The organism is Parabacteroides sp. APC149_11_2_Y6, from assembly GCF_054506995.1.
This window is the reverse complement of sequence record NZ_CP173709.1, coordinates 3,177,921-3,198,876: the sequence shown is the minus strand read 5'-3', so window position 1 is coordinate 3,198,876 and position 20,956 is coordinate 3,177,921. Positions and strand designations below refer to the sequence as shown.

Sequence of the window (20,956 nt, the reverse complement as noted above, 5' to 3'; positions counted from 1 at the left end):
AGATTAAAAACTAATGTTTGCACCTAATGACAAGGTGGTTGCTACGGGGTAAGTGCCGCTCGTCAGCACATTTCCCAATTCCGGGTCGCCGCCTTTCCAACCTGTTATGGTTGCTAAATTCTTACCGGAGAAGAAGACTTTCAGCCTGTTGATTCCGATATTTTTAATTCCCGGCATATTGAATGTATAAGACAAGGTTATGTCTTGCAGTCTGACGTATGCCCGGCTTTGCAAACCTAAGAATTTACTGTCTCCGGTAAACCAGGCTGCAGGATACTTGTTGCTCGGATTTGCTTCCGTCCAGTAAGGAACATAAATGTTGTTGGCACTGAAGAAATCGGCTCTGCCTGCCATATAAGCCGGCAAATTGCTTTCCTGGAAATAACCGTTGCCTCCGAATGTACCGGTAAATAAAACGTACAGTTCCAGGTTTTTCCAAGAAACCGTGTTCCCGAGGCTTAATTTGAAGCGTGGGTCTTTATTTCCAACAATGACACGGTCGTCGACAGTTATTGTACCCTTACCATCTATGTCAACGTATTTAGGAGTTCCTGCTTCTACACCATTGGCTTTGATGTATTCGATATCGCTCTGTTGTACAATGCCGTCTTGTTTATATCCGTAAATAGAATGAATGGATTCCCCAATGAACAGGTTGTTACCGATGTCGTCATCTTCTTTTCCGTCACCATCCAAATCTTCTCCATATAAACGGGTCAGGCGGTTACGATTCAACCAGAAGGTCAAGCTGGTATTCCAGTTCCAGTCTTTAGTCTGAATGTTGACCGAACGAAGCGTTATTTCCACACCCCGGTTCTTTACTTCTCCCATCGATGATTTCATTTCGTTGAAACCGGTCATAGATGGTATGGTACGGTTGAATATCTGGTCGTACGTTTTGGAGAAGTAGATATCCAAATCTGCAAACAACCGGTTGTTTAACCAGGAAGATTCAAAACCGACATTCCAGGCTTCAGTTGTTTCCCAGCCCAGCAGTGTATTACCAATCATCTGCTGTTTGATTCCGTATGAAGGAATACCTGTGTTGCCGAAAGGATAAAAGATTCCACCGGAAGAGCCGGCATTAACTGTAGATAATGTGCCGTAAGCATCTATTCCCTGATTACCGTTTTTACCCCATGACAGTTTGAGTTTTAAGTCATCCAAAAATTCGGCTGATTTCATGAAAGACTCATTGGAGATACGCCAGGCGGCTCCTACTGCGCCGAAATTACCCCATTTATTCTGGGAACCGAATACGGAAGCTCCGTCCCTTCGGTAAGAACCTGTTATATAATAGGTATCGTTAAATGAATAAGAAACTCTGGCAAAATAACCGATATTTCTCCTTAGCGTATTGTTGTTATTCAGTTTCTGTATTTTTGCATAGTGCAAACCGTTCGCACCTAAAATCGTATTACCGTTGGCAGAAAAATCGGAGCCTGTCATCTTTTCATCTTTAATCCGTTTGCTATCCCGGGTGGCAACAGCGGTTAAATCGATCGTATGTTTGCCGAAAGTATTTTTGTAGTTCAGGATATTGTCCAGTACCCAGCTTGTTGTTTTGATGTTCTGGTTGAAACCATTTGCGTTTGCCAGATAATTTTGTTGGGTTGTGATGGAATAACGGTTTTCGTCATCAAAAGGACCGATTGGTGCATAATAGGATTCATGATAGAATTGCTCGACTCTCCTGTAGTCTAAGTTTCCTGAATAATTTAAACGATAACTTAAGCCTTTGACCCAAGGTAGTTTTACAACCATGTAGGCATTCGCCCTGAAATTGTTTCTTAAATCTACATCATCCAGATTATCCGATTCCACACCCCACAACGGGTTCATCGCTTCACTTTGGCCGTTCGGATATTTTTCCAGTAAGGAGGTAGAGTTGCCACGGTACATCATGTCATAAGGTGTAAGGATTTGCGCATTGCTTAAATTAGCTCCCACACCGGAATAATCGGAATATGTATACGCTGCATCGACGCCGATTTGCAACCAACTGGTGATGTCCGTATTTATTTTACCGAGAACGGTCATTCTTGAGAAGTTGTCTCCCTTTACAATACCTTTGTTATCGGCATATGAGGTCGATATGTAATAGTTCATCTTTTCTCCGGCTCCGGATACCGACACCTGATAATCCTGCATCCAGCCTGTACGGGTTGCTTCGTCCAACCAGTCGATTTCACGTCCTGCATCGTAATTTAATTTTTGCTGGCTGAATAAAAAGCTGTAATCATCGTATTTGTTTTTATCGCGGACCATGTTCAGCCATTGTTCGCCGTGCATCAGTTCCGGACGGCGATGCCAGTTTTGCATGCTACCTGTTACATTCATATTGATAACGGGCTTACCCACTTTTCCTTTTTTGGTGGAAATCACGATGACACCATTTGCGGAGCGGGAACCATAAGCGGCAGCGGATGTCGCATCTTTCAAGATATCAAATGAGGCAATATCGTTGGGATTGATATCACTGATATTTCCCATAAAGATAATTCCATCGACAACAATCAAGGGATCATTGGAACCGGAGATAGAATTTTGCCCGCGAATCTGGATAGAGGGTTGTCCTCCTGCCGAGTTTGTTGCACCGATGTCCAAACCGGAAACATTGCCTTTTAAAGATTCCAGAGCATTCATATTCGGAGAAAGGGCAATTGGTGAATTTTCAAGTTTCAAAGAACTGACAGAACCTGTGAAATCCTTTTTAGTGGTTGTTCCGTAACCTATTACAACCACTTCGTCCAATGCTTCCGAATCTTCTTGCAGGACGATATTCAGGGAGTTTTGCCCTTGGATGCTAATGTCCAGCGGTTTATAACCGATGTAGGAAATCGTCAGTATGGCTGTTGATGGTATATCCGCAAATGTAAATTCTCCTTCCGTGTCGGTGATGGTTCCGTTCGTTGTACCTTTTACTACGATGTTTGCTCCTATGATAGGTTCTCCATTGACATCCTTTACGGTTCCCGTAAATTTCCGGAGCGCTTGCTGGAGTGAATTAGCATAGCTTTCCTTTTTCATCAGCATAATATTGCTGCCTTCTATCGCATAGGATATGTCTGTCTGGTTGAAGACAGAATGAAGAACATCCGCTACTGTCTGGTCTTTGGCATTCACCGAGACTTTACGGTTCAAATCGACTTCCCGGGTATTGTAGATAAAAAGATAATCAGTCTGTCTCTCGATCTCTTCAAGGACTTTCTGCGTTTCGGCATTATTCACATGAATATTGACACGCATGTTTTGTGAGCGAACAGAAGCCAATAACCCTGTGGTAAAAATAAATAGTGTTATTAAAGTTAACTTCATGACTCGGAGTGTTTTATTTTTCATACATTTGTAATTCTTAATGTTAGTACTAATGATTTAAGTTGAAATCAGTGCTGACTTCCGCCGGGAGATGCTGCAACCATTTCCCGGTTTTTATTTCAGACCGATAAAGTTATTAACAGTCTTGTTTCATAGGCATATCGATTTAATGGTGAACAAATAAGTTTATTTTATGATAATCAGGTTTTTATCATCGTTTTTAGTATACGTGAATTTATGTTTTAGCTGGAGCACTTTCAGTACATGGTCGATGCCATCCTTTATCCTGAATTTTCCGGAATAACGGTATTGGAGTAAGGATGGGCGTTGCACGTCGATTTTAATATCATAATAGAGTTCCAGCTTTTCTATCAGGCTTTGAACCGATTCATCTTCGAAACAGAATAGACCTTCCTTCCATTTGAAATAGTTATAATCCGGTATCAGGGAGGTTTGTAAAGTCCCTTGATCTGCAATAGCAATCTCATTGGGTTTCAGGCGTAGCCGTTGAGGCATATCCGGGGATGAAATTTCCACACTTCCTTTTAAAAGGGCCGTTTCAAATGAAGAGCTGTTATGGTATGCTTTTACATTAAACTCGGTACCCAGTACATGGATTGCATATTTCCCGGTTTGTACGGTAAAAGGACGTTTTTGGTCATGGCAGACAGAGAAGTACCCTTCACCATCGAGTTCAACATTCCGGGAATTTGTACTGAACCGTTCCGGGAATTTTAGGGTAGAGCGGGAATTTAGCCAGACATGTGTCCCATCTGTTAATGTAAGTTCGGCCCGTTGACCGGTAGGGACATGTATCGTTTGCATTTGTATCTCTTCCGGTTCCTGTTGTATGAATTGCTTGGTTACAAAGAAACCGATTAAAAAGATAGCGGCTATTTTTAATGATTCGATAACAATCCGGCGTATAGGCAGCGTTTGTTTTTTGTGTGCAATTTTTTCTTTAGGCTTTGTTTGCCAAAGTGAAATATCGTATAGTTTGCGCATCGCAAGAAACTCACGCATGTTTGCCGGATCTTCATTCAGCCATTGTGTAATGCGTCCTCTTTCTTCGTCAGACACTTCGCCTCGAATATATCGTAGTAGCAGTTCTTCCATGGTATGTTTTTTATCGTTTTCTTATTAATAACGATAAAGTGGTCTCATACCCTAGTGGAAATACAGAAAAAATCAGGAAAAAATAAAATAAAACAGCGGAAGGTAATCTTTTAAGCCTATACGCAAGGCTTTTAGTGATTTTGTGATATGATATTCCACACCTTTTACTGTGAGATTTGTTTCATCGGCTATTTCTTTTGCCGTCTTATTTTCGAAACGGCTCATTTCGAATACACGTCGAGTCTGTTCGGGAAGGGTTTGCAGCGTTCTTTGGATAATTGTTTGGATTTCATCAGAAAATATTTCTTCCGGGTTGCAAATTTCAAGTGTGGAAATGCGAATATTCAATTCCTGGTTATTTAGTTCTATCAGGTTTTCAATTGCGGCATCATGGACAGCTTTATGGCGCAGATAGTCCAGTGACTTGTTTTTTAATATCGTAAGCAGGAGGGCTTCTGTTATCTCTCCTTCATTCTTAGAAATTGCCTTCCAGTATTTTACCAGTGATTCGGATACGATATCTTCCGCTACCATATCATCATGCACATATGATTTGGTAAACAGGAATGATCGCCGGTAATTTTGTTCGTAAATAATGTTGAAATCTTTCTCTTTCATCTCCAATGCCCATTCGGCGGTAAATGTAGAAATTTTTGGATAGAAAAATGATTTTGGGAAGAAAAAGATATATTCTTTGGATTTTGTAAAAATAGATGACGCCGATGGCACAGCCTGAAAAACGGGTCTGCGCTGCCGGCGTCATTCGTGTTCACTATTACCTTACTCTTATACTACTTTTAATCCGGCCTGTAGTGTCAGCATTTCTTTAGGCACCGATTTCTTAATGCTTTCAATCAGGATACCGGAAACACTGTGGCGGATGAAATCTTTACGGGTTACGAATACGATTTCGCGGGCAGGCTTGGGGATGGCAAACGGGCGAACCAGTTCTTTTTGCTCATTGCTTAACTGGTAAGTAGCCAGTTCGGGAATGAAGGTAATGCCATTACCACTTTCCACCATACGCATAAATGTCTCGAGGCTACCCAGACGATAAGATGCCTGATGAAGTTTCACCTTTTCCATTTGGCAGAAACGCATCAACTGGTCGCGGAAACAATGGCCTTCGTCCAACAGCCACAGACGTTCGTCGCTGATGTCTGCCGTGCGGAGAAGGTCTTTTTTGAATACCGCTTCGTTCTTGGCCACATACCCGTAGAATTGTTCGTAGAAAAGTACGTCTCCCTGTAATTGCATTTCCGTAGGCTGGTTGGCAATAATTGCCGCATCCACTTCACCATTCAGCAAAGCCGCCATGGTCGGGGCTGTTTTCATTTCCAGGATACGTATATCCAAATCAGGGTGCTTTTCTGCAACCTGCTGGAAGAAACGGGGCAGGAGGTACGGCGCAATAGTCGGTAACACCGCCAGGCGGAAAGTACCTTTTAAAGATTGTTCTTCCTCATTTACGATATCTTTTATCAGAGAGGTCTGGTAAAGGACAACGCGTGCCTGGTCTATCACCTTACGTCCTGCCGGGGTAGGACATACCGGTTGCAGGTTACGGTCGAACAGTTTGATACCCAACTCGTCTTCCAGCTTCTGAATCATCATGCTGAGTGTCGGTTGCGTAACCCTGCAATGTTCTGCAGCTTTGGCGAAATGACGGTAGGTATCTACTGCCAGGATGTATTCAAGTTGTTGTATATTCATTTTTTATTTAGATGTATTAATTAGTATCTGAGAACAGGGGGGTAAATCTTGCCAATTGCAAAGATAAAAAAATCTGCAAGTATGTAGGCGTTTCTTTACAGTTTTGTTTCCAGATATTCCATCATGATACCTGTTTTGCGACGTGCATCGGCAACATCCGTTCCCCGTGCCAGCAAGACAGCCATGCGCCGGTGCCCGTGTACTTCCGGTTTGCCGAACAATCGCAGTTGGGTATCCGGTTGTTCCAGCACCTTGTCCAGGTTACCGAATGATAACTGATTACTTTCTCCTTCTACAACAACAGCACGTGATGCCCCGGGACCGTGGAAAGTAATATTCGGAACAGGCAATCCCAATACTGCACGTGCATGCAGGGCAAACTGGGATAAATCCTGGGTAATCATTGTGACCATCCCTGTGTCGTGAGGACGTGGAGAGACTTCACTGAAAATAACGTCTTCTCCTTTTACAAACAGTTCGACTCCGAAAATACCCCGTCCGCCTAAAGCTTCGGTGATTTTGCCTGCTATCGCGCGGGCTTTTTCTTTTGCTACAGGACTCATGACCTGCGGTTGCCAGGATTCGCGATAGTCTCCGTCCACCTGGATATGTCCTACCGGTTCGAGGAATGAAGTACCTCCTATATGGCGAACTGTCAATTGGGTGATTTCGTAATCGAAATCTACGAAACCTTCCACTATGACTTTACCCGCTCCGGCGCGTCCGCCTTCCTGTGCATACAACCAGGCATGATTTATATCTTCTTCTTTACGGATTACACTTTGTCCGTGTCCGCTCGAACTCATAATCGGTTTTACCACGCACGGCATACCGATTACTTTTACCGCTTCAATAAATTCTTCTTCTGTAGAAGCAAAGCGGTAAGGAGAAGTAGGCAAGCCCAGTTCTTCGGCTGCCAGCCGGCGGATACCCTCCCTGTTCATCGTCAGCCAGGTTGCTTTGGCTGTAGGAATCACATGGAAGCCTTCGTTTTCCAGTTCCATTAATGTTTGGGTAGCAATGGCCTCCACTTCGGGAACGATATAATCAGGCTTTTCTTTTTCAATGATTTCGCGTAGAGCCTGCCCGTCAAGCATGGATACGATATATGAACGGTGGGCTACCTGCATTGCCGGAGCATCCGGGTATTTATCCAAAGCGATTACTTCAACACCGTAACGTTGTAATTCAATTACAAATTCTTTTCCTAATTCACCGGAACCGCAGAGCAGCACTTTTGTAGCCGTTGCCGATTTGGGTGTACCAATTGTTATCATACTGTATTCTTATTATTGGGTTATACAAAATAGGATTTACAGACCTTCCTATTATTAAAGCTTACAAAGGTATGTTTTTTATCTCGTTCTTCATATGGATGGCAGATGATTGTTGACGACTATTAATAGAATAGATGCTATCTATGCCTGTATAAAAAATATCTGTTTGACAGGTGTTTACATCTGCCGTATCTTTGCAGTATAAGAAAAACGAAAGTATAACAATTAAAAGAATCGTAATATGAAAACATTAGATTATCTCCATTTGAACGAATCATCAGTAAATAACGTAGTAGCTGCTTTACAGCAATTATTAGCCGACTACCAGGTATTTTATACAAATCTTCGCGGTTTCCACTGGAACATTAAAGGACACGGTTTCTTTATCCTTCACAGCAAATTTGAAGAAATGTACAATGATGCCGCAGAAAAGGTGGACGAATTGGCTGAACGTATCCTGATGTTGGGTGGCGAACCTGCTAACAAATTTAGCGAATATCTGAAAGTGGCACGTGTAAAAGAAGTTTCCGGTGTATCTTGTGGCGATGAGGCTTTGAAGAACATCCTCGAAACCTACGGACAGTTTATCGCTGAAGAACGTAAATTGCTCTCTTTGGCTTCCGAAGCCGGCGACGAAGCTACTGTAGCTTTGATGAGCGATTACCTGAAAGAACAGGAAAAACTGGTTTGGATGCTGGTTGCATTCTCTACCGGTACTTGCAAAAAATCATGATGTGTAAGTGATTATTAATATTTTATTCATTGCGTTTGATCAAAGTCACCTCCGTGAGGAAGTGACTTTGTCGTTTGTATACCTTGCGTTATAAAATTTTCTTCCCTTCCACGAAGGTATCCTTTATGTTTATGTCTTCGTCGAAAATGATAATGTCCGCATCTTTTCCCGGTTCAATCGTTCCTTTCCGGTCAAGTATCCCCATGATTCGTGCGGGAGTTTCCGATGCCATCCGTACGGCATCTTCCAGTGGGATTTCTGCCTGTTTTACCATTGTCCGAATCAACCTGTCGGCGGTGGCAATGCTTCCTGCCAGGGCCGAGTGGTCGGCAAGTTTGCAAACTCCGTCTTCTATAATGATACGCGGGTCGAAGATGCGGGATGTTTCCCGGCAGGCGCCTGCTGCCATCGAATCCGTAACCAGTGCCGTACGTTCCACCCCTTTGAATTTATGAACCAGCTTTAATAATGCCGGGGGGACATGGATACCGTCCGCAATCACTTCTACTGTCATCCCGTCCATCAGGTAAATACTTTCAATTGTGCCTTCATGTTTATACTCCCTGTCTTTATGTAATCCTGTCATGGCATTATAGAAATGGGTGACATGGGTAAAACCTGCCTCATAACCGGCTTTTATTTCTTTGTAGTCGGCGGTGGTATGTGCCAGCGATACCACTACGCCCCGTTGGGAAACATAACCGGCAAAGTCCAGAGCCCCCGGCAGTTCCGGTGCTGCGCTCCATCGTTTGATACATGATGTGGAATCGAGTATTGCCTTGTATTCTTCCGGGCAGGGAAGGGAGATATATTCCGGTGGTTGTCCGCCTTTCATTTTCTCGTTCAGATAATTGCCTTCCAGATGAAGTCCGAGAACACTGGCTCCGTTGGTAGGGTGTGCCTGTACATATTCGCAGGTCTGTATGGCCTGTTGGAGCACATCGGGAGAAAAAACAGCCAGAGTTGCATACAGGGCTGTCGTACCGTGTAGGGCATGTGCCTTTGTAACAGCATTGAATGCTTCCGGCGTAGCTTCCAGAAAATCGTGTCCGCCACCGCCATGCACATGCATATCGATGCAGCCGGGAGTGACAAATAGTCCGGCGGCATCAATTACAATGGCTCCTTCAATGGGTGGGGTGGTTGTGGAAACTTCTGCTATTTTCCCGTCTTTTAGTACTACACAACCTTTTTTCAGCCATCCCGAAGGAGTAAGCACTTTGCCGTTTATTATCTGATATATTTTGCCCTTCATTGTCTTTTATTTTATTATCTGATGTTCAATTCTCTCTCACCGGAATGTGCAAATGTAATAAATCCATAGTTATGGTTTTTCCAATTCATAGTTATGATTTCGGAAAACCATAACTATGAATGAATCCTATTATTCTATTATTTCCCCGGTAATATCAACCGGTTCGCTATTGAAGGGGTCGATGATCGTATCCAATAAGACGGCAAATTCTTTCCGGCTGATTGTACGGTCGGGGTTATAATTGGTCAGTCCTACCGTTTTCCATAAATTGCTGGCAAGTTCAGGAGAGATATCTACTTCTTTATGGCTTGCATCCTCTACATTCAGACGGATTTCTTCAATCAGTTCGAATGCCTCTTGGATACTTGCCGGCTTGTCGGAAGGAGAGAGGTCGATATCCGGGTAATAATCTTTCAGTTCCGGCAACAGGGCATTGGCTGTCAGGCAGGAGTCCGCATCGAACCAGGTTTGATTTGCCCAGCCGCTGTGGGTTCCGCGCCCTTTCAAAATACCGGTGGCGCCAATCCGTTGTACCGCTTTGAAATATTTGTCCTGAACCGGAAGGTCGAGGTAAGGTAATAGATAGCAATTCGCATTTAACAAGGCACGTTGGACTCTCCGTACAGGAACTTCCGCCACTTTCAGGTCTTTTTTTACTGCCAGTGCAGCCAAAGCCCCTGCAGCCTGGCCTATTTCCATTAATACTGGTTGCAAGCGGGTAGTTCCATTGGCAAGGTTGGATACGGAAATGGACTTTTCCGTTACAATCAGGTCATCGGTATTTTCGGGGATAAGGGTACCCAAAGGCAATCCGAACGAAGGTACCGGATAAAATTGCAAATCTGGTAGTTCAGTCTGTCCCTGATAGCGACCATGATGATGGTCTACCGGATAGTCGCCTACGGCAATCGCTGTGCGGTATAGTTTTTGAGATTGTGTATATGGAGCAGTAATATCATTCAATGTGAAGCGGACTTTGCCATGAATACGGCGTGATTCGCGGTTGTAAGGGATAAACGGCAGTCTGTCGGCTGTAGGAAACTCGTCGTCTGCCAGCCCGAGGGTATTGTATCCCAATACGGTTTGTAAATAGTAGAGATAACAAAGCGTGAAGTTTTTCGCTTTTTTTAAAACTTCTTCCCGCTCTTTGGGGGAAAGTTCTATCAGGTTGGCATAATAGTCGTTTCCTTCGATAGGCCAGTTCAACATGTATTTGTTGTTCGGTAGTTTGCCGTAGCTCATCATCCGGTCGCAGTCCCATAAATGGCTTCCTTTTTGGGGATTTGTACAAAGATGCGTTTTGCAGGTACAATAAAAAAGGGAGGGATTGTAGTCCGCCGGTTCGGGGATGGTTACATCTTTTCCGTAATCTTTCAATATGGCGACATAGGTAATGTCCTGAATGATGTCGTTTGCTTTTTCCGGTGCAATCGTTTCGCCGGTGGTGTCGTGTGCATCCATTCCTATATCATATTTCACGCCACACATTTTGGCAACATCTCCCAATTCCGTCCCGTCTATTAAAATCCGGGTGTGGATGGTTTGTTGGTCATTGTTACTGTCTTTATAAGTAACTGCCCATCCTTTGGATGTCTTTTTTATTTCCTGGACCACCGATTTGTACCGGATATAGAGGAAAGGTTCGGCGTCTGCCATCTCCTGTAAAACTTTGTTCATGGCGGAAGGTTCCGCTGCTATTGTCGATACCCAGGAGGTGTGCATGGCATTTTCATTTCCATAGTGGTCGATTAATTTGTTCCGGAATTCACCGAATAGTCCGGAAGGCAGTTTGTAACATCCGTCGATGCAGCTTACTCCGGCGGAGGTGAGGGCACCGCCCAGCCATTCGTACTCTTCTAAAATAAGGGTTGGGACTTCCATTCGTGCAGCCTGGATACCGGCGGCGATTCCACTCGCTCCTCCGCCGATAACCAGTACGTCTACTTCTTGTTTCTGCTTGCAGGCAGTAAACAAAAACATTAATATTAAAACGAAAGTAAAGGGGTAGTTTTTTATCATCATCGCTATTTTTCTTTCTGAACTTAATTAGTTTATGTAGTTAATATTTCATTAGCAAATCGGGCATAATGTCCTTCCAGACCTTGCGCATACCGCCGGAGCACTTTCTCTGCCGTCTGGTTTTGGTCTCCGCACAGATACAGGCTTTTAGCCAGATGTAGTTCTTTTAGAATCCGGTTTCGATAAGTAATATCGTGAATATAGGGGATTATTCTCTCGCGTGCGACCGTGTATGATGGCAAGTCATTGTAGCGCATGCCTTCATATGTAAGCAAACGGTATAAGATCGGTACCGCTTTCCGGCTGCCTATGGTTTCGCATGCCATGGCAATAGCCCTGAAATGGGAGAAATAATCTTCCGGTTTCAGTAATTCCGCTTTTTCCAGAATGATGGGAAGTACAGTCTCGTCTTTCGTATTACCCAAAGCAATAATCAGACTGTCGAGCGGACTCATGCACTCGCCGAACTGGGCGGATGCCGTATAGTGCCATCCTTCATCCCATAGGGGATAGGAACGGATTTTATCAACCAGAATATCAGCATATTCTTTGTCGCCGAGTATACAGAGGATACTGGCGTAAATCAGTCTGTCGTGTTCCGGAAGGGAAGAAGAACTTATCTTTTCTCTTACAAGCCGGACGCATTTTTGTGGCTCCGTCAGCAGGATTTCCAATCCTTTATACTGGTCGGTGACGGTTTCGGCAGCTTGCCTGAATACTTTGTTATTGAATGTACCGGTATCTTTGTCTGCCAGTACACGTTGGGGCAATATTTCTTTTTCTACCAGGTGTTTCTGGATTTTTTTCATATTCATTTTCCGTAAGGGAGTTTGTTCCTTTACGGAGAGGGCGGCAAGATAGCCGACGGCATACCCCTGGTTCTGCAGACAAGGCTGCATACGGATAACCGGCATGGCATCGCGGTGTGCGCTCGCTCCAAGACCGGTTACGATAATGCCTTCAAGCCCTTTAGGCAATAAGGCGCGCAAAGGTACATCCGCATCATAAATAACATGCCGTTTGCCCGGAGGATTAAGGGTGAAATAATTGTCGATTGTCATGCCATGTGTGTCGAACGAACTTTGATGGTAGGAGATGGTATCCGGGTAACGGCGATGGTTAATTACATCGTAGACAGATATGGTATATTCGCCGGTGATGCGTCGTCGCTCGCGGGTCTGTGGGAGTTTTCCGATGTCATAATGACCCTTGTACTTGGCTTTTCCCTGTACATACAGGCGGCTTACGTCCAGAATATCCGTGTCATCTATCAGTGTCCAGTCCGTATTGTTATAGTAGTCGTTTAATTCAAAACGGGAAAGCCCGGCACCCTGTACGGCAAGTGTTTTTTCCCCTGTATATTCATATCCGGTTCCTGCGGCGATTGCAATGTCTGCACTTCCTGTACTGTCAATAATGCGATCAGCGAGCACAACGCCTCTTCCTTGTGGGGTGGAGACGATGATACCGGTCACTTTGTTGTTGTGTACCAGTGCCCCGCAACCTAAAATGCCATACCAAAGGTCGGCTTTATTCTTTCGCAGTTGCCGGCGATACCATTCTATTTTCCAGTCGGCACGGAAATCTGCATTCGATTTTAATTGCCGCGGATGGTCTGCCGGAGCCATGACTCGTACTTCCCTGTCTATCTCGGCTGTGAAACCCTTCCGGTAACCGTCCCAATAACGTCCGATGAATCCGAGGGTAGTCAGCCCTCCTAAACCATGCAGGTATTCCAATACCAACGTCCGTGCTTGTTGGCGTGCTGCGGATATACCCGCAGGAGCACCACTGGTTCCGCCTCCCATGACGATTACATCATATTTTCCTAATACGGGAAGGGTTCCGGCTGGGGAGTGAACAGAACCATAATCGGGTTGGGGGCGCAAAGGTTGAAGTATTTCTTTTACTTCGCCACAGTAACTACCGGTGTTTGATGGATAGAATACGGTTGTCTCCCGGGACAATGTGATGTCTGCAACACAGTTAGAAGCATGCTCTCCGATAACTTCACCCAGCATCATGCTCTGGACGGGACGTGCTACCCAAGCGGCCACTTTACGGGGCAGAGCGGCACAGGGACCTGTCACCCACAAATTAGGAATGCCTTTGCAGCAAAATGCATCTTTGGGTAAGGAACGGACAGACGGGACCGTCTCGATTCCATCCGGAGTATATTTGATAATATTGTGGACATAGTGTGCCCTTTCCAAAGATTCGGGTGATGTCGGTATATCCGGATGTTCCTTCTCCGGGATAATGTGCCAGGACGGGGTGTACCAAAGCAGGTCGGAACTGTCTACCTGGTCGGCATCCCAGGTTATATCGCGGATGAATTGTTCTGCATCCATCAGGGAGGCATACGACTTATCTTTCAGATCATAGTTGAATACGTATTTTATTACCGGATATTCTTTCCCTTCCGACCTGAATGTAAAAGGCAAAGTTTTGGCCGAAACAATCGCCGGATTTGCTTTTACGGTATTTCCTACAACCGTATATTCAAACACTTGTGTGCCGGGAGTGAAGGTGGTAAAACGTGCGTTGCACATTTCTGCCACTATGGCGCAGGGAGTTGCATCGATTATACCTTTACAGCGTATGGCTTGCCTGCCGGAACGGTTCGCTATTACGATACCGGCAATGTTGCCGCTTTGGTCTTTCAGCACGTTTGTGACGTAACTGCTGTACAGGAATGGGATGCCATTGTTTATCAGTTCGTTCTCCAACAATGTTTTTACCTGCAAAGGGGTAGGGGCTTTATGTTGTGTGTAAAGCAATTCCTCTTCGGAGCCAGCCCGGTATACTTCCCGGGGGTCGCTTTCCGGCAAGAATAGCTTGCGGGCAAGGGCTGTCTGTGGCTGTTCTTTTTTCTTATTTATTTGGTACATAAAAGAACCGCATATATCATCACCCAGATAAGGCATGCCGGCAACCAGAAATACTTTACTTCCGGCAATAGCGGCGGAAAGGGCGGAGGATACGGCTCCCGAACTACCGCCAACTACCACGATGTCTGTTTCACCGATGACAGGAATATCCCGTTCCTGCTCAGTACACCAAGTGGGTGTTTTAGTCACTTCCTTTATTTTATTTCCGGCTTCCGCCACGTTTCCGAAAGATGCCAGGGCACCACCGGCTGCTGTTACTTTTAAAAAATCTCTACGCGTTAACATGGTCTCTTTTTTTTAATAACCTTCATTCTGGGTCAGGTTCGGATTGCGGTCGCGTTCCAGTTGGGGAATCGGCCACAGTGCGAATTTCTTATCCCAGAATCTGTTCTTATCTCTTATTTTCAGTTTCTCTTTATAAGCCGTATAGTCCGGAATGTCGTTCAGGTCGGAACGTTCCGATGTTTTGAAGTTCGGAATGTCCGTAGCAGAGAGACCTTCGTAGCGGATACTTGGCAATGGAAGTCCGTAGCTGGGCTGTCCGTTTTCCAAATCACCAATACTCCAACGCCGCATATCAACATGATGTAATCCTTCGAGGGCAAGTTCCACTTTTCGCTCACGGCGTACCAACTGACGCATTTTTGTCTGGTTGCCTATCCGGTCTTCCGATACATTAGGCATTCCGGCACGGTTTCGTACCAAGTTGATGGCATCGTATACTGAGGGGTCGAGTTCTCCAAGTTCGATCTTTGCCTCGGCATAACTCAGCAATACTTCCGCATAACGCATAAGAGGAATATTACAGGATTGTGCACTAACGTTTTCTGCCGTTTCATTGCTGAACTTTGCCCATATGTATCCTACACCTGCATTACAGAAGCTTGCCCAGGCTGCTGCGCTGTTAATATCGGCATTATTTGCTGAATACCATTCTTTTGTGGCAAAATTATAGAATTTTGTTTCTGCATTATAGGCTTCCAAAATGTGGCATACAACGGTACCATTGTTGACAGTTACCGTGTCTCCATGCATCCATAGGGTGGAGTGGAATCGCGGGTCCCTGTTCTTTTGTGGGTGTTTCGGGTCATACAGCGGGGATTCGTCGATACGTTTTCCGTCAGTGCATTCGTAAGTGTCTGCCAGCATCATAGATGGGTGTCTTCCGGTTTGTCCCGTATTTCTGGATATTTGCCCGAAGGCTACCATATGAGTTTTCTTTGAACCTAAGTTGGAATACATGATTTCAAACAACATTTCTTTGCGAACATCGGCTTTCTCCTGCCCGGTGATATTAAACAAGTCGTCAAAATGAGTGGCAAGTGCCCGCTGTCCGATAACTTGTGATGCCGCCGTAGTTGCCGTACGGAAATATTCGATTCCTTTTCCTCCGTAATCGAGACTTCCTCCCAGTAGGGCTGCACGTGCTTTCAGACCGTAGGCAACAGCTCTGTCCACGCGTCCCCGTTCGGTTGCAGTCCAGGGCAGTTTGGTTGCAGCTTCTTCCAGGTCTTTCAGAATGAAATCGAGGACTTCTATTTTAGATACTCTTTTATCGGAGTATTGTTCGATCGATACCGGTTGAGTATAAAAAGGAATATCTCCGTATGTCGCAATCAGATTATAATAGGCGAAGGCACGCAATACTTTTATTTCTGCCAGGTATTGATGTGCTTTGTCGCCTAATCCGTCGATATAGCTTTTGGAACCTTCGATAACGGAATTGGAACGTGCAATTATTCCGTACATACTGCTCCAAAATGCCTGTACGGTTCCGTTGTCGGGATTTAAGGCACCTCCGGCTCCGATGGTCGTATTTTCGTTACGTTCCAGGGCGATTGCCGTTTGATGGTCGAGTGTGATACTGAAAGGGGTGGCATATGCCAGTTCTATACTGATGGCATTGTATACGCCCGATGCCCCGGCTTTTATCGTCGCTTCGGTTTTATAAAAGTCTTTAGATGAATAGTCGGATGGGTTTCTGTCCAGAAAATCCGAACAGGAAGTGAATATAAGCCCGCTTACTAAGTAAATAGATATATTGGAGAGTAACTTTTTCATAACTGTATATATTAAAAACGAATGTCAACGCCTAAAGTGAAAGTTTTCAGAAGAGGATAACAACTACCGTTGCTCACACTGCTTTCCGGGTCGTAACCCTTGTATGCATTGGTGATGGTGAAGAGGTTCTGACCGCTTACGAAGAAGCGCAGATGTTCTATTTTCGCTTTGCTGATGATATGTTTCGGTAGTTTGTAACCGACAACTATATTCTTCAGGCGTACGTAAGCGCCACTTCTGATCCAGAAATCGGAAACAATATTGTTCGGATTATTGCCGGAACCGTCGATAAGCAGAACAGGAAATTCCGCATCCCTGTTTTCCGGAGTCCAGTAATCCAATTGGTTTTTAAAGATTGTGCGTCCTACCCAGAACGGGCGTGCCCCGGCTCCCGTATACAACAGGTCTTTTTTCCCTACCCCCTGAAAGAACAGTGAGAAGTCGAAGTCCTGCCATTCGGCAGACATATTCAGCCCGAATTCAAAATGCGGGTACGGGTCTCCGATAACGGTACGGTCGTAATCGTCTATTTTTCCATCCGGTTCTCCATTAGGACCGCTGATGTCCTTATATTTGATATATCCCGGTTTGACATTGGCTTTGTTGCCGCTATACACAGGCGAATTGTCTATTTCTTCCTGTGTTTGGAAATATCCGTCGGATACATAGCCATACCAGGAATAGAGGGGCAGTCCCTCTTTGGTAATCTGGGTACCTATATATTCCTTGCCAAACAGGTTGGTTACTTTGCAGGTCACATCCGACAGGGTTCCGGTGATGGAGTAATTGACCTCTTCGATACGGTCGCGCCAACTGATGGATAAGTCCCATCCCTTGTTCCTCATCGAACCGGCATTTTCCCAGGGGGAAGAAAGCCCTACATACATAGGGATAGGGAATTGTTGCAGCATATTGTTGATGTTGCGGATATAATAATCGAAAGTCATGGTTAGCCGGGAGTTTAACAGTCCGGCATCCAAACCGATATTAAACTGGGTAGACTTCTCCCAGGATATTTTTTCATTGGCAACTTGCGTCTGTCCGACTCCTGTTCCCAGTTTCTTATCGAACCAGTAACCGAAACCGGTACCGATAGATGCGGCATAGGGATGGAAGATAGCATTACCACCCAGTATAATATCCTGATTACCCAATGTACCGTATGAGGCTCTGAGTTTTAAATTATCTACAATCTTTTTGGCCGGTTTGAAAAAGGCCTCTTCCGAGATTCTCCAACCAGCCGAGACAGACGGGAAGAAACCCCAGCGGTGTGCTTTCAGGAAACGGGATGAAGCATCCCAGCGTCCGTTTAGCTCCAGCAGGTAACGTTCTGCGAATGAATAGTTGATGCGGGCAAAATAGGAAACCATTGCTAACTCCGAACGTCCGCCGGAGTTGGTTGCCGTAGATACGTCCCCGTGGTTTATTTCGTTGTGCCCGTCGAACTCATAGCCTTTACGGCTGGCACTGAAACTATGTATTTTGCGTTCTTCGGTCTGCATACCTCCCAACACTTTGAAATAGTTTTTGGCAAAGGTTTTTTCGTAAGAGGCTTGCAGGTTAAACTGGTTGTAAATACTTTGGCTCCAGCTTTCGTTTTTATAATTGCCTGCAGCTGGGTAACTTGTTTTGAATACCCCTTTTTCATAGGTATCGTAAGGCTGGATAAAATAGTCGGATTTGTATTCAACTTTTCGGCTACTGTAGCTTGCCATAGCATCGAAGCCTTCAAAAGGTTTTAGCTGGATGGTACCCTTGATTCCTAATTCGGGTGTGACCCCGGTTTTGATACCTCCTGCTTTGGCGGCAGCTATCGGGTTGTCTCCGTTTTGGCCGAAGCCCCAGGTTCCGTCGTTGTTTACTCCGGAAAGGACAGGGGTGAAAGTCAATGCTTTATTGATGATGCTTTCCGGGCTGTCCAGACAGGGATTGACGGCTTTGGACTGGCGGACGTTTACATCCAGACCGATTTTCATCCATTTGGTGACTTGTGCATCGGAATTCAGGCGAAGCGTCATTCGGGAATAATCGTTGTTGGATACTAAACCGTCCTGGTAAAAGTATCCGGCATTGGCATATAAATGGAATATCTTAGAACCTCCGCTCAGGCTGACGGAGTGATTGTGGCTGAATGTCTGCTTTTTGATGACTTGGTCTTTCCAGTTCGTATCATAATAGTTGAAATTGTCGGCACCCTGGGTTTTGTAGATGTCGATGATTTCCTTTGAATATTGCGGGTCCATGTTGGCATTGGCGCGTGCCACATTTACAGCTTCCATATATTCGATGGCATTTACCGGTTCGGGCATGAAGGTAGGGGTATTGAGATTGGCGTATCCGCTGTAAGATACTTTGATTCCTTCTTGCCCGGCTCGTTTGGTGGTTATCAGGATGACACCGTTGGAAGCTCTCGAACCATAGATGGAAGCAGAGGCGGCATCTTTCAGTACCGATATGGATTCGATGGCATTCATATCGACATTATTCATATCTCCTTCCACGCCATCGATAAGTATTAACGGGGTAGTGGATGAGTTCAGGGAACCGGTCCCACGCATCCGGATACTGCCGTAGTCGGCTCCCGGTCGTCCGGATGACTGGATGATAGAGACTCCGGGCACTAATCCCTGTAAAGCCGTTGAAACGTTCGGAACACTACGTTTAACCAATTCGGAATTGGATACATTTTGAACGGACCCTGTCAGGTTTACTTTTTTCTGCGTACCGTATCCCACGACGACTACTTCTTCCAATGCCTGGGTATCTTCAAGTAATGTGGTGTTATATACATTTTTCTGTCCTATTTTGACGGTGTGTGGATTATAGCCTATATAGGAAAAGGTAAGTGTTGCGTGTTCCGGTACGTTCTCAATACTGTAATAGCCGTTTTCGTCAGTGATGGAGCCATTGGTTGTTCCGGTCACAACAACATTTACTCCAATCAAAGGCTCTTCATTATGGTCGATAACGTAGCCTGTGATTCTTTTGGGAGGGTGATTTTTGTTTTTGGGTTGTATAGCGGTCTGGGCCTGTGCCACCTGAAATAAAAAAAGAAGTAAACTCAGGCAAAATAGCAGCCTAAGCGCGTAAAGAGGGTTAGTCATAGTAAAATAAATTTAAGATTAAACATGGGTTATATTTTTATAAGACACAATAACTTCCCGAACTACTTACAGAATTGTAGTAAAAAATTTTACTTTTGTGGAATAGACACTGTGTATTAACCTTATTAATAATAGAAAAACATGGCACGTCCTGTAACATTATGTACCCTTCAATGGGGAGATTTACCACTTGAAGTCGTTTGCGAGAAAGCAAAATCTTTCGGATATGACGGTTTGGAATTGGGGCTACCCGCACATCTGGATGTCCGTAGTACGGACCCTGCGTATTATGCCGGAATAAAAAATCTGCTGGATACATATGGTTTGAAATTGTTTTGTATTTCCAATCACCTGATTAGCCAGGCGGTATGCGATACTATCGACCTGCGGCATAAAGCCATATTGCCTGCATATATTTGGGGAGACGGCGAGCCGGAAGGCGTCCGGCAACGTGCTGCGGAACATATGGTCTGTACGGCACATGCCGCAAAAATGTTAGGCATTGATACTGTGGTCGGGTTTACCGGCAGTTCAATCTGGCAATGGCTCTATTCTTTTCCTCCTGTCACGGAAGAGATGATAGAAGAAGGGTATGCCGACTTCGCCCGCCGTTTTATTCCTATTCTGGATGCGTATCAGGAATTAGGCGTCCGTTTTGCTCTTGAAGTACATCCTTCGGAAATAGCCTTTGATACTTTTTCTGCTAAACGGGCGATCGAAGCGGTGGGGCATCATCCGGCTTTCGGTTTCAATTACGACCCCAGCCATTTAGGGTATCAAGCTGTCGATTATGTGGATTTTATCCGTCAGTTCCCTGACCGTATATTCCATGTCCATATGAAGGATGTCTATTGGAGCGATACCCCTAAGCAAATCGGTGTATTCGGCGGACATTCGACTTTTGGCGACTCACGGCGCTACTGGAATTTCCGCAGTCTCGGACGTGGGCGGATTTGTTTCGAAGAAATTATACGTACTTTAAATGACATCGCTTATCAGGGACCGCTTTCAGTGGAATGGGAAGATAGCGGTATGGACCGTGAACACGGGGCTCGCGAATCCTGTGCTTTTGTTAAGAGAATGGATTTCCAGCCTTCGGCACACGCCTTTGATGCTTGCTTCGAAAGATAAAATACGTACATTTGCGAAAAAAAACAGGAACTATGCTGAAACATATTGTAATGTGGAAACTGAAGGCGGAAGCCGAAGGGAAAACAAAGGCGGAAAACGCCTTGTGGATGAAAGAACATCTGGAAGCCCTGGTGGGCGTCGTACCTGAAATACGTTCTTTGCAGGTCGGTATCAATGTGAAAGAGAGCGATATGGCCTATGATGCCGTGTTGATTTCTACCTTTGACGACGAACAGGCACTTGCCGCCTATAAAGTAAATCCCCGCCATGTGGAAGTCAGTTCGTATTGCAAGAAGATACGTGAGAGCCGCGTAGTTGTCGATTTTTATGAATAAGCA

13 protein-coding genes are annotated in these 20,956 nt (G+C 45.0%); 3 read left to right on the top strand and 10 right to left on the bottom strand.

From position 1 onward, the window contains the following. Nucleotides 1-3: 3 nt before the first annotated feature. The 5 genes from ACGE0T_RS13230 to purT all read right to left on the bottom strand — a co-directional run bounded on the left by ACGE0T_RS13230 (nucleotide 4) and on the right by purT (nucleotide 7,424). Nucleotides 4-3,318, bottom strand: coding sequence for a TonB-dependent receptor (locus tag ACGE0T_RS13230; protein WP_459187097.1), 3,315 nt, complete (start codon nucleotides 3,316-3,318; stop codon nucleotides 4-6). A 186-nt stretch (nucleotides 3,319-3,504) separates the two neighbouring features. Continuing rightward, nucleotides 3,505-4,434, bottom strand: a complete 930-nt coding sequence (locus ACGE0T_RS13225; RefSeq protein ID WP_459187096.1) for a FecR family protein — start codon at nucleotides 4,432-4,434, stop codon at nucleotides 3,505-3,507. 72 nt (nucleotides 4,435-4,506) lie between these two features. After that, complete coding sequence (locus ACGE0T_RS13220) at nucleotides 4,507-5,052, bottom strand: RNA polymerase sigma-70 factor (protein ID WP_459187095.1); 546 nt, start codon at nucleotides 5,050-5,052, stop codon at nucleotides 4,507-4,509. Nucleotides 5,053-5,220: 168 nt separating this feature from the next. Continuing rightward, nucleotides 5,221-6,147, bottom strand: a complete 927-nt coding sequence (locus ACGE0T_RS13215; RefSeq protein WP_459187094.1) for a hydrogen peroxide-inducible genes activator — start codon at nucleotides 6,145-6,147, stop codon at nucleotides 5,221-5,223. A 95-nt stretch (nucleotides 6,148-6,242) separates the two neighbouring features. Beyond that, nucleotides 6,243-7,424: a formate-dependent phosphoribosylglycinamide formyltransferase gene (gene purT / locus ACGE0T_RS13210; protein WP_459187093.1), complete on the bottom strand. Its 1,182-nt coding sequence runs from the start codon at nucleotides 7,422-7,424 to the stop codon at nucleotides 6,243-6,245. A gap of 241 nt (nucleotides 7,425-7,665) precedes the next feature. Between purT and ACGE0T_RS13205 the strand changes: the two genes are divergently transcribed. Next, on the top strand, nucleotides 7,666-8,157 hold the full coding sequence (locus tag ACGE0T_RS13205) for a Dps family protein (protein WP_459187092.1): 492 nt from the start codon (nucleotides 7,666-7,668) through the stop codon (nucleotides 8,155-8,157). Between the two features lie 88 nt (nucleotides 8,158-8,245). Here the strand turns inward: ACGE0T_RS13205 and nagA are convergent, their stop codons facing one another. The 5 genes from nagA to ACGE0T_RS13180 form a co-directional block, all read right to left on the bottom strand. Continuing rightward, nucleotides 8,246-9,412, bottom strand: coding sequence for an N-acetylglucosamine-6-phosphate deacetylase (gene nagA / locus ACGE0T_RS13200; RefSeq protein ID WP_459187091.1), 1,167 nt, complete (start codon nucleotides 9,410-9,412; stop codon nucleotides 8,246-8,248). 129 nt (nucleotides 9,413-9,541) lie between these two features. Beyond that, a complete protein-coding gene (locus ACGE0T_RS13195; RefSeq protein WP_459190470.1) occupies nucleotides 9,542-11,428 on the bottom strand; it encodes an FAD-dependent oxidoreductase in 1,887 nt (628 codons plus the stop codon). A gap of 35 nt (nucleotides 11,429-11,463) precedes the next feature. Then, nucleotides 11,464-14,607, bottom strand: a complete 3,144-nt coding sequence (locus ACGE0T_RS13190; RefSeq protein WP_459187090.1) for an FAD-dependent oxidoreductase — start codon at nucleotides 14,605-14,607, stop codon at nucleotides 11,464-11,466. A gap of 12 nt (nucleotides 14,608-14,619) precedes the next feature. Continuing rightward, on the bottom strand, nucleotides 14,620-16,383 hold the full coding sequence (locus tag ACGE0T_RS13185) for a RagB/SusD family nutrient uptake outer membrane protein (RefSeq protein ID WP_459187089.1): 1,764 nt from the start codon (nucleotides 16,381-16,383) through the stop codon (nucleotides 14,620-14,622). Between the two features lie 11 nt (nucleotides 16,384-16,394). Continuing rightward, a complete protein-coding gene (locus ACGE0T_RS13180; protein WP_459187088.1) occupies nucleotides 16,395-19,487 on the bottom strand; it encodes a SusC/RagA family TonB-linked outer membrane protein in 3,093 nt (1,030 codons plus the stop codon). Between the two features lie 141 nt (nucleotides 19,488-19,628). Between ACGE0T_RS13180 and ACGE0T_RS13175 the strand changes: the two genes are divergently transcribed. Together ACGE0T_RS13175 and ACGE0T_RS13170 are read left to right on the top strand one after the other, a co-directional pair. After that, nucleotides 19,629-20,618, top strand: a complete 990-nt coding sequence (locus ACGE0T_RS13175) for a sugar phosphate isomerase/epimerase family protein (RefSeq protein WP_459187087.1) — start codon at nucleotides 19,629-19,631, stop codon at nucleotides 20,616-20,618. Nucleotides 20,619-20,650: 32 nt separating this feature from the next. Then, nucleotides 20,651-20,953 (top strand): Dabb family protein, encoded by a 303-nt coding sequence (locus ACGE0T_RS13170; protein WP_459187086.1) that lies wholly within the window; start codon nucleotides 20,651-20,653, stop codon nucleotides 20,951-20,953. The last annotated feature ends 3 nt before the right edge of the window (nucleotides 20,954-20,956 follow it).

What these genes read in the sequence shown, in the direction of transcription:
- ACGE0T_RS13225 (WP_459187096.1), bottom strand. Translation starts at nt 4,434, where the DNA reads ATGGAAGAACTGCTACTACGATATATTCGAGGCGAAGTGTCTGACGAA.
- ACGE0T_RS13175 (WP_459187087.1), top strand. Translation starts at nt 19,629, where the DNA reads ATGGCACGTCCTGTAACATTATGTACCCTTCAATGGGGAGATTTACCA.
- purT (WP_459187093.1), bottom strand. Translation starts at nt 7,424, where the DNA reads ATGATAACAATTGGTACACCCAAATCGGCAACGGCTACAAAAGTGCTG.
- ACGE0T_RS13205 (WP_459187092.1), top strand. Translation starts at nt 7,666, where the DNA reads ATGAAAACATTAGATTATCTCCATTTGAACGAATCATCAGTAAATAAC.
- ACGE0T_RS13215 (WP_459187094.1), bottom strand. Translation starts at nt 6,147, where the DNA reads ATGAATATACAACAACTTGAATACATCCTGGCAGTAGATACCTACCGT.
- ACGE0T_RS13180 (WP_459187088.1), bottom strand. Translation starts at nt 19,487, where the DNA reads ATGACTAACCCTCTTTACGCGCTTAGGCTGCTATTTTGCCTGAGTTTA.
- nagA (WP_459187091.1), bottom strand. Translation starts at nt 9,412, where the DNA reads ATGAAGGGCAAAATATATCAGATAATAAACGGCAAAGTGCTTACTCCT.
- ACGE0T_RS13185 (WP_459187089.1), bottom strand. Translation starts at nt 16,383, where the DNA reads ATGAAAAAGTTACTCTCCAATATATCTATTTACTTAGTAAGCGGGCTT.
- ACGE0T_RS13220 (WP_459187095.1), bottom strand. Translation starts at nt 5,052, where the DNA reads ATGAAAGAGAAAGATTTCAACATTATTTACGAACAAAATTACCGGCGA.
- ACGE0T_RS13170 (WP_459187086.1), top strand. Translation starts at nt 20,651, where the DNA reads ATGCTGAAACATATTGTAATGTGGAAACTGAAGGCGGAAGCCGAAGGG.
- ACGE0T_RS13190 (WP_459187090.1), bottom strand. Translation starts at nt 14,607, where the DNA reads ATGTTAACGCGTAGAGATTTTTTAAAAGTAACAGCAGCCGGTGGTGCC.
- ACGE0T_RS13230 (WP_459187097.1), bottom strand. Translation starts at nt 3,318, where the DNA reads ATGAAGTTAACTTTAATAACACTATTTATTTTTACCACAGGGTTATTG.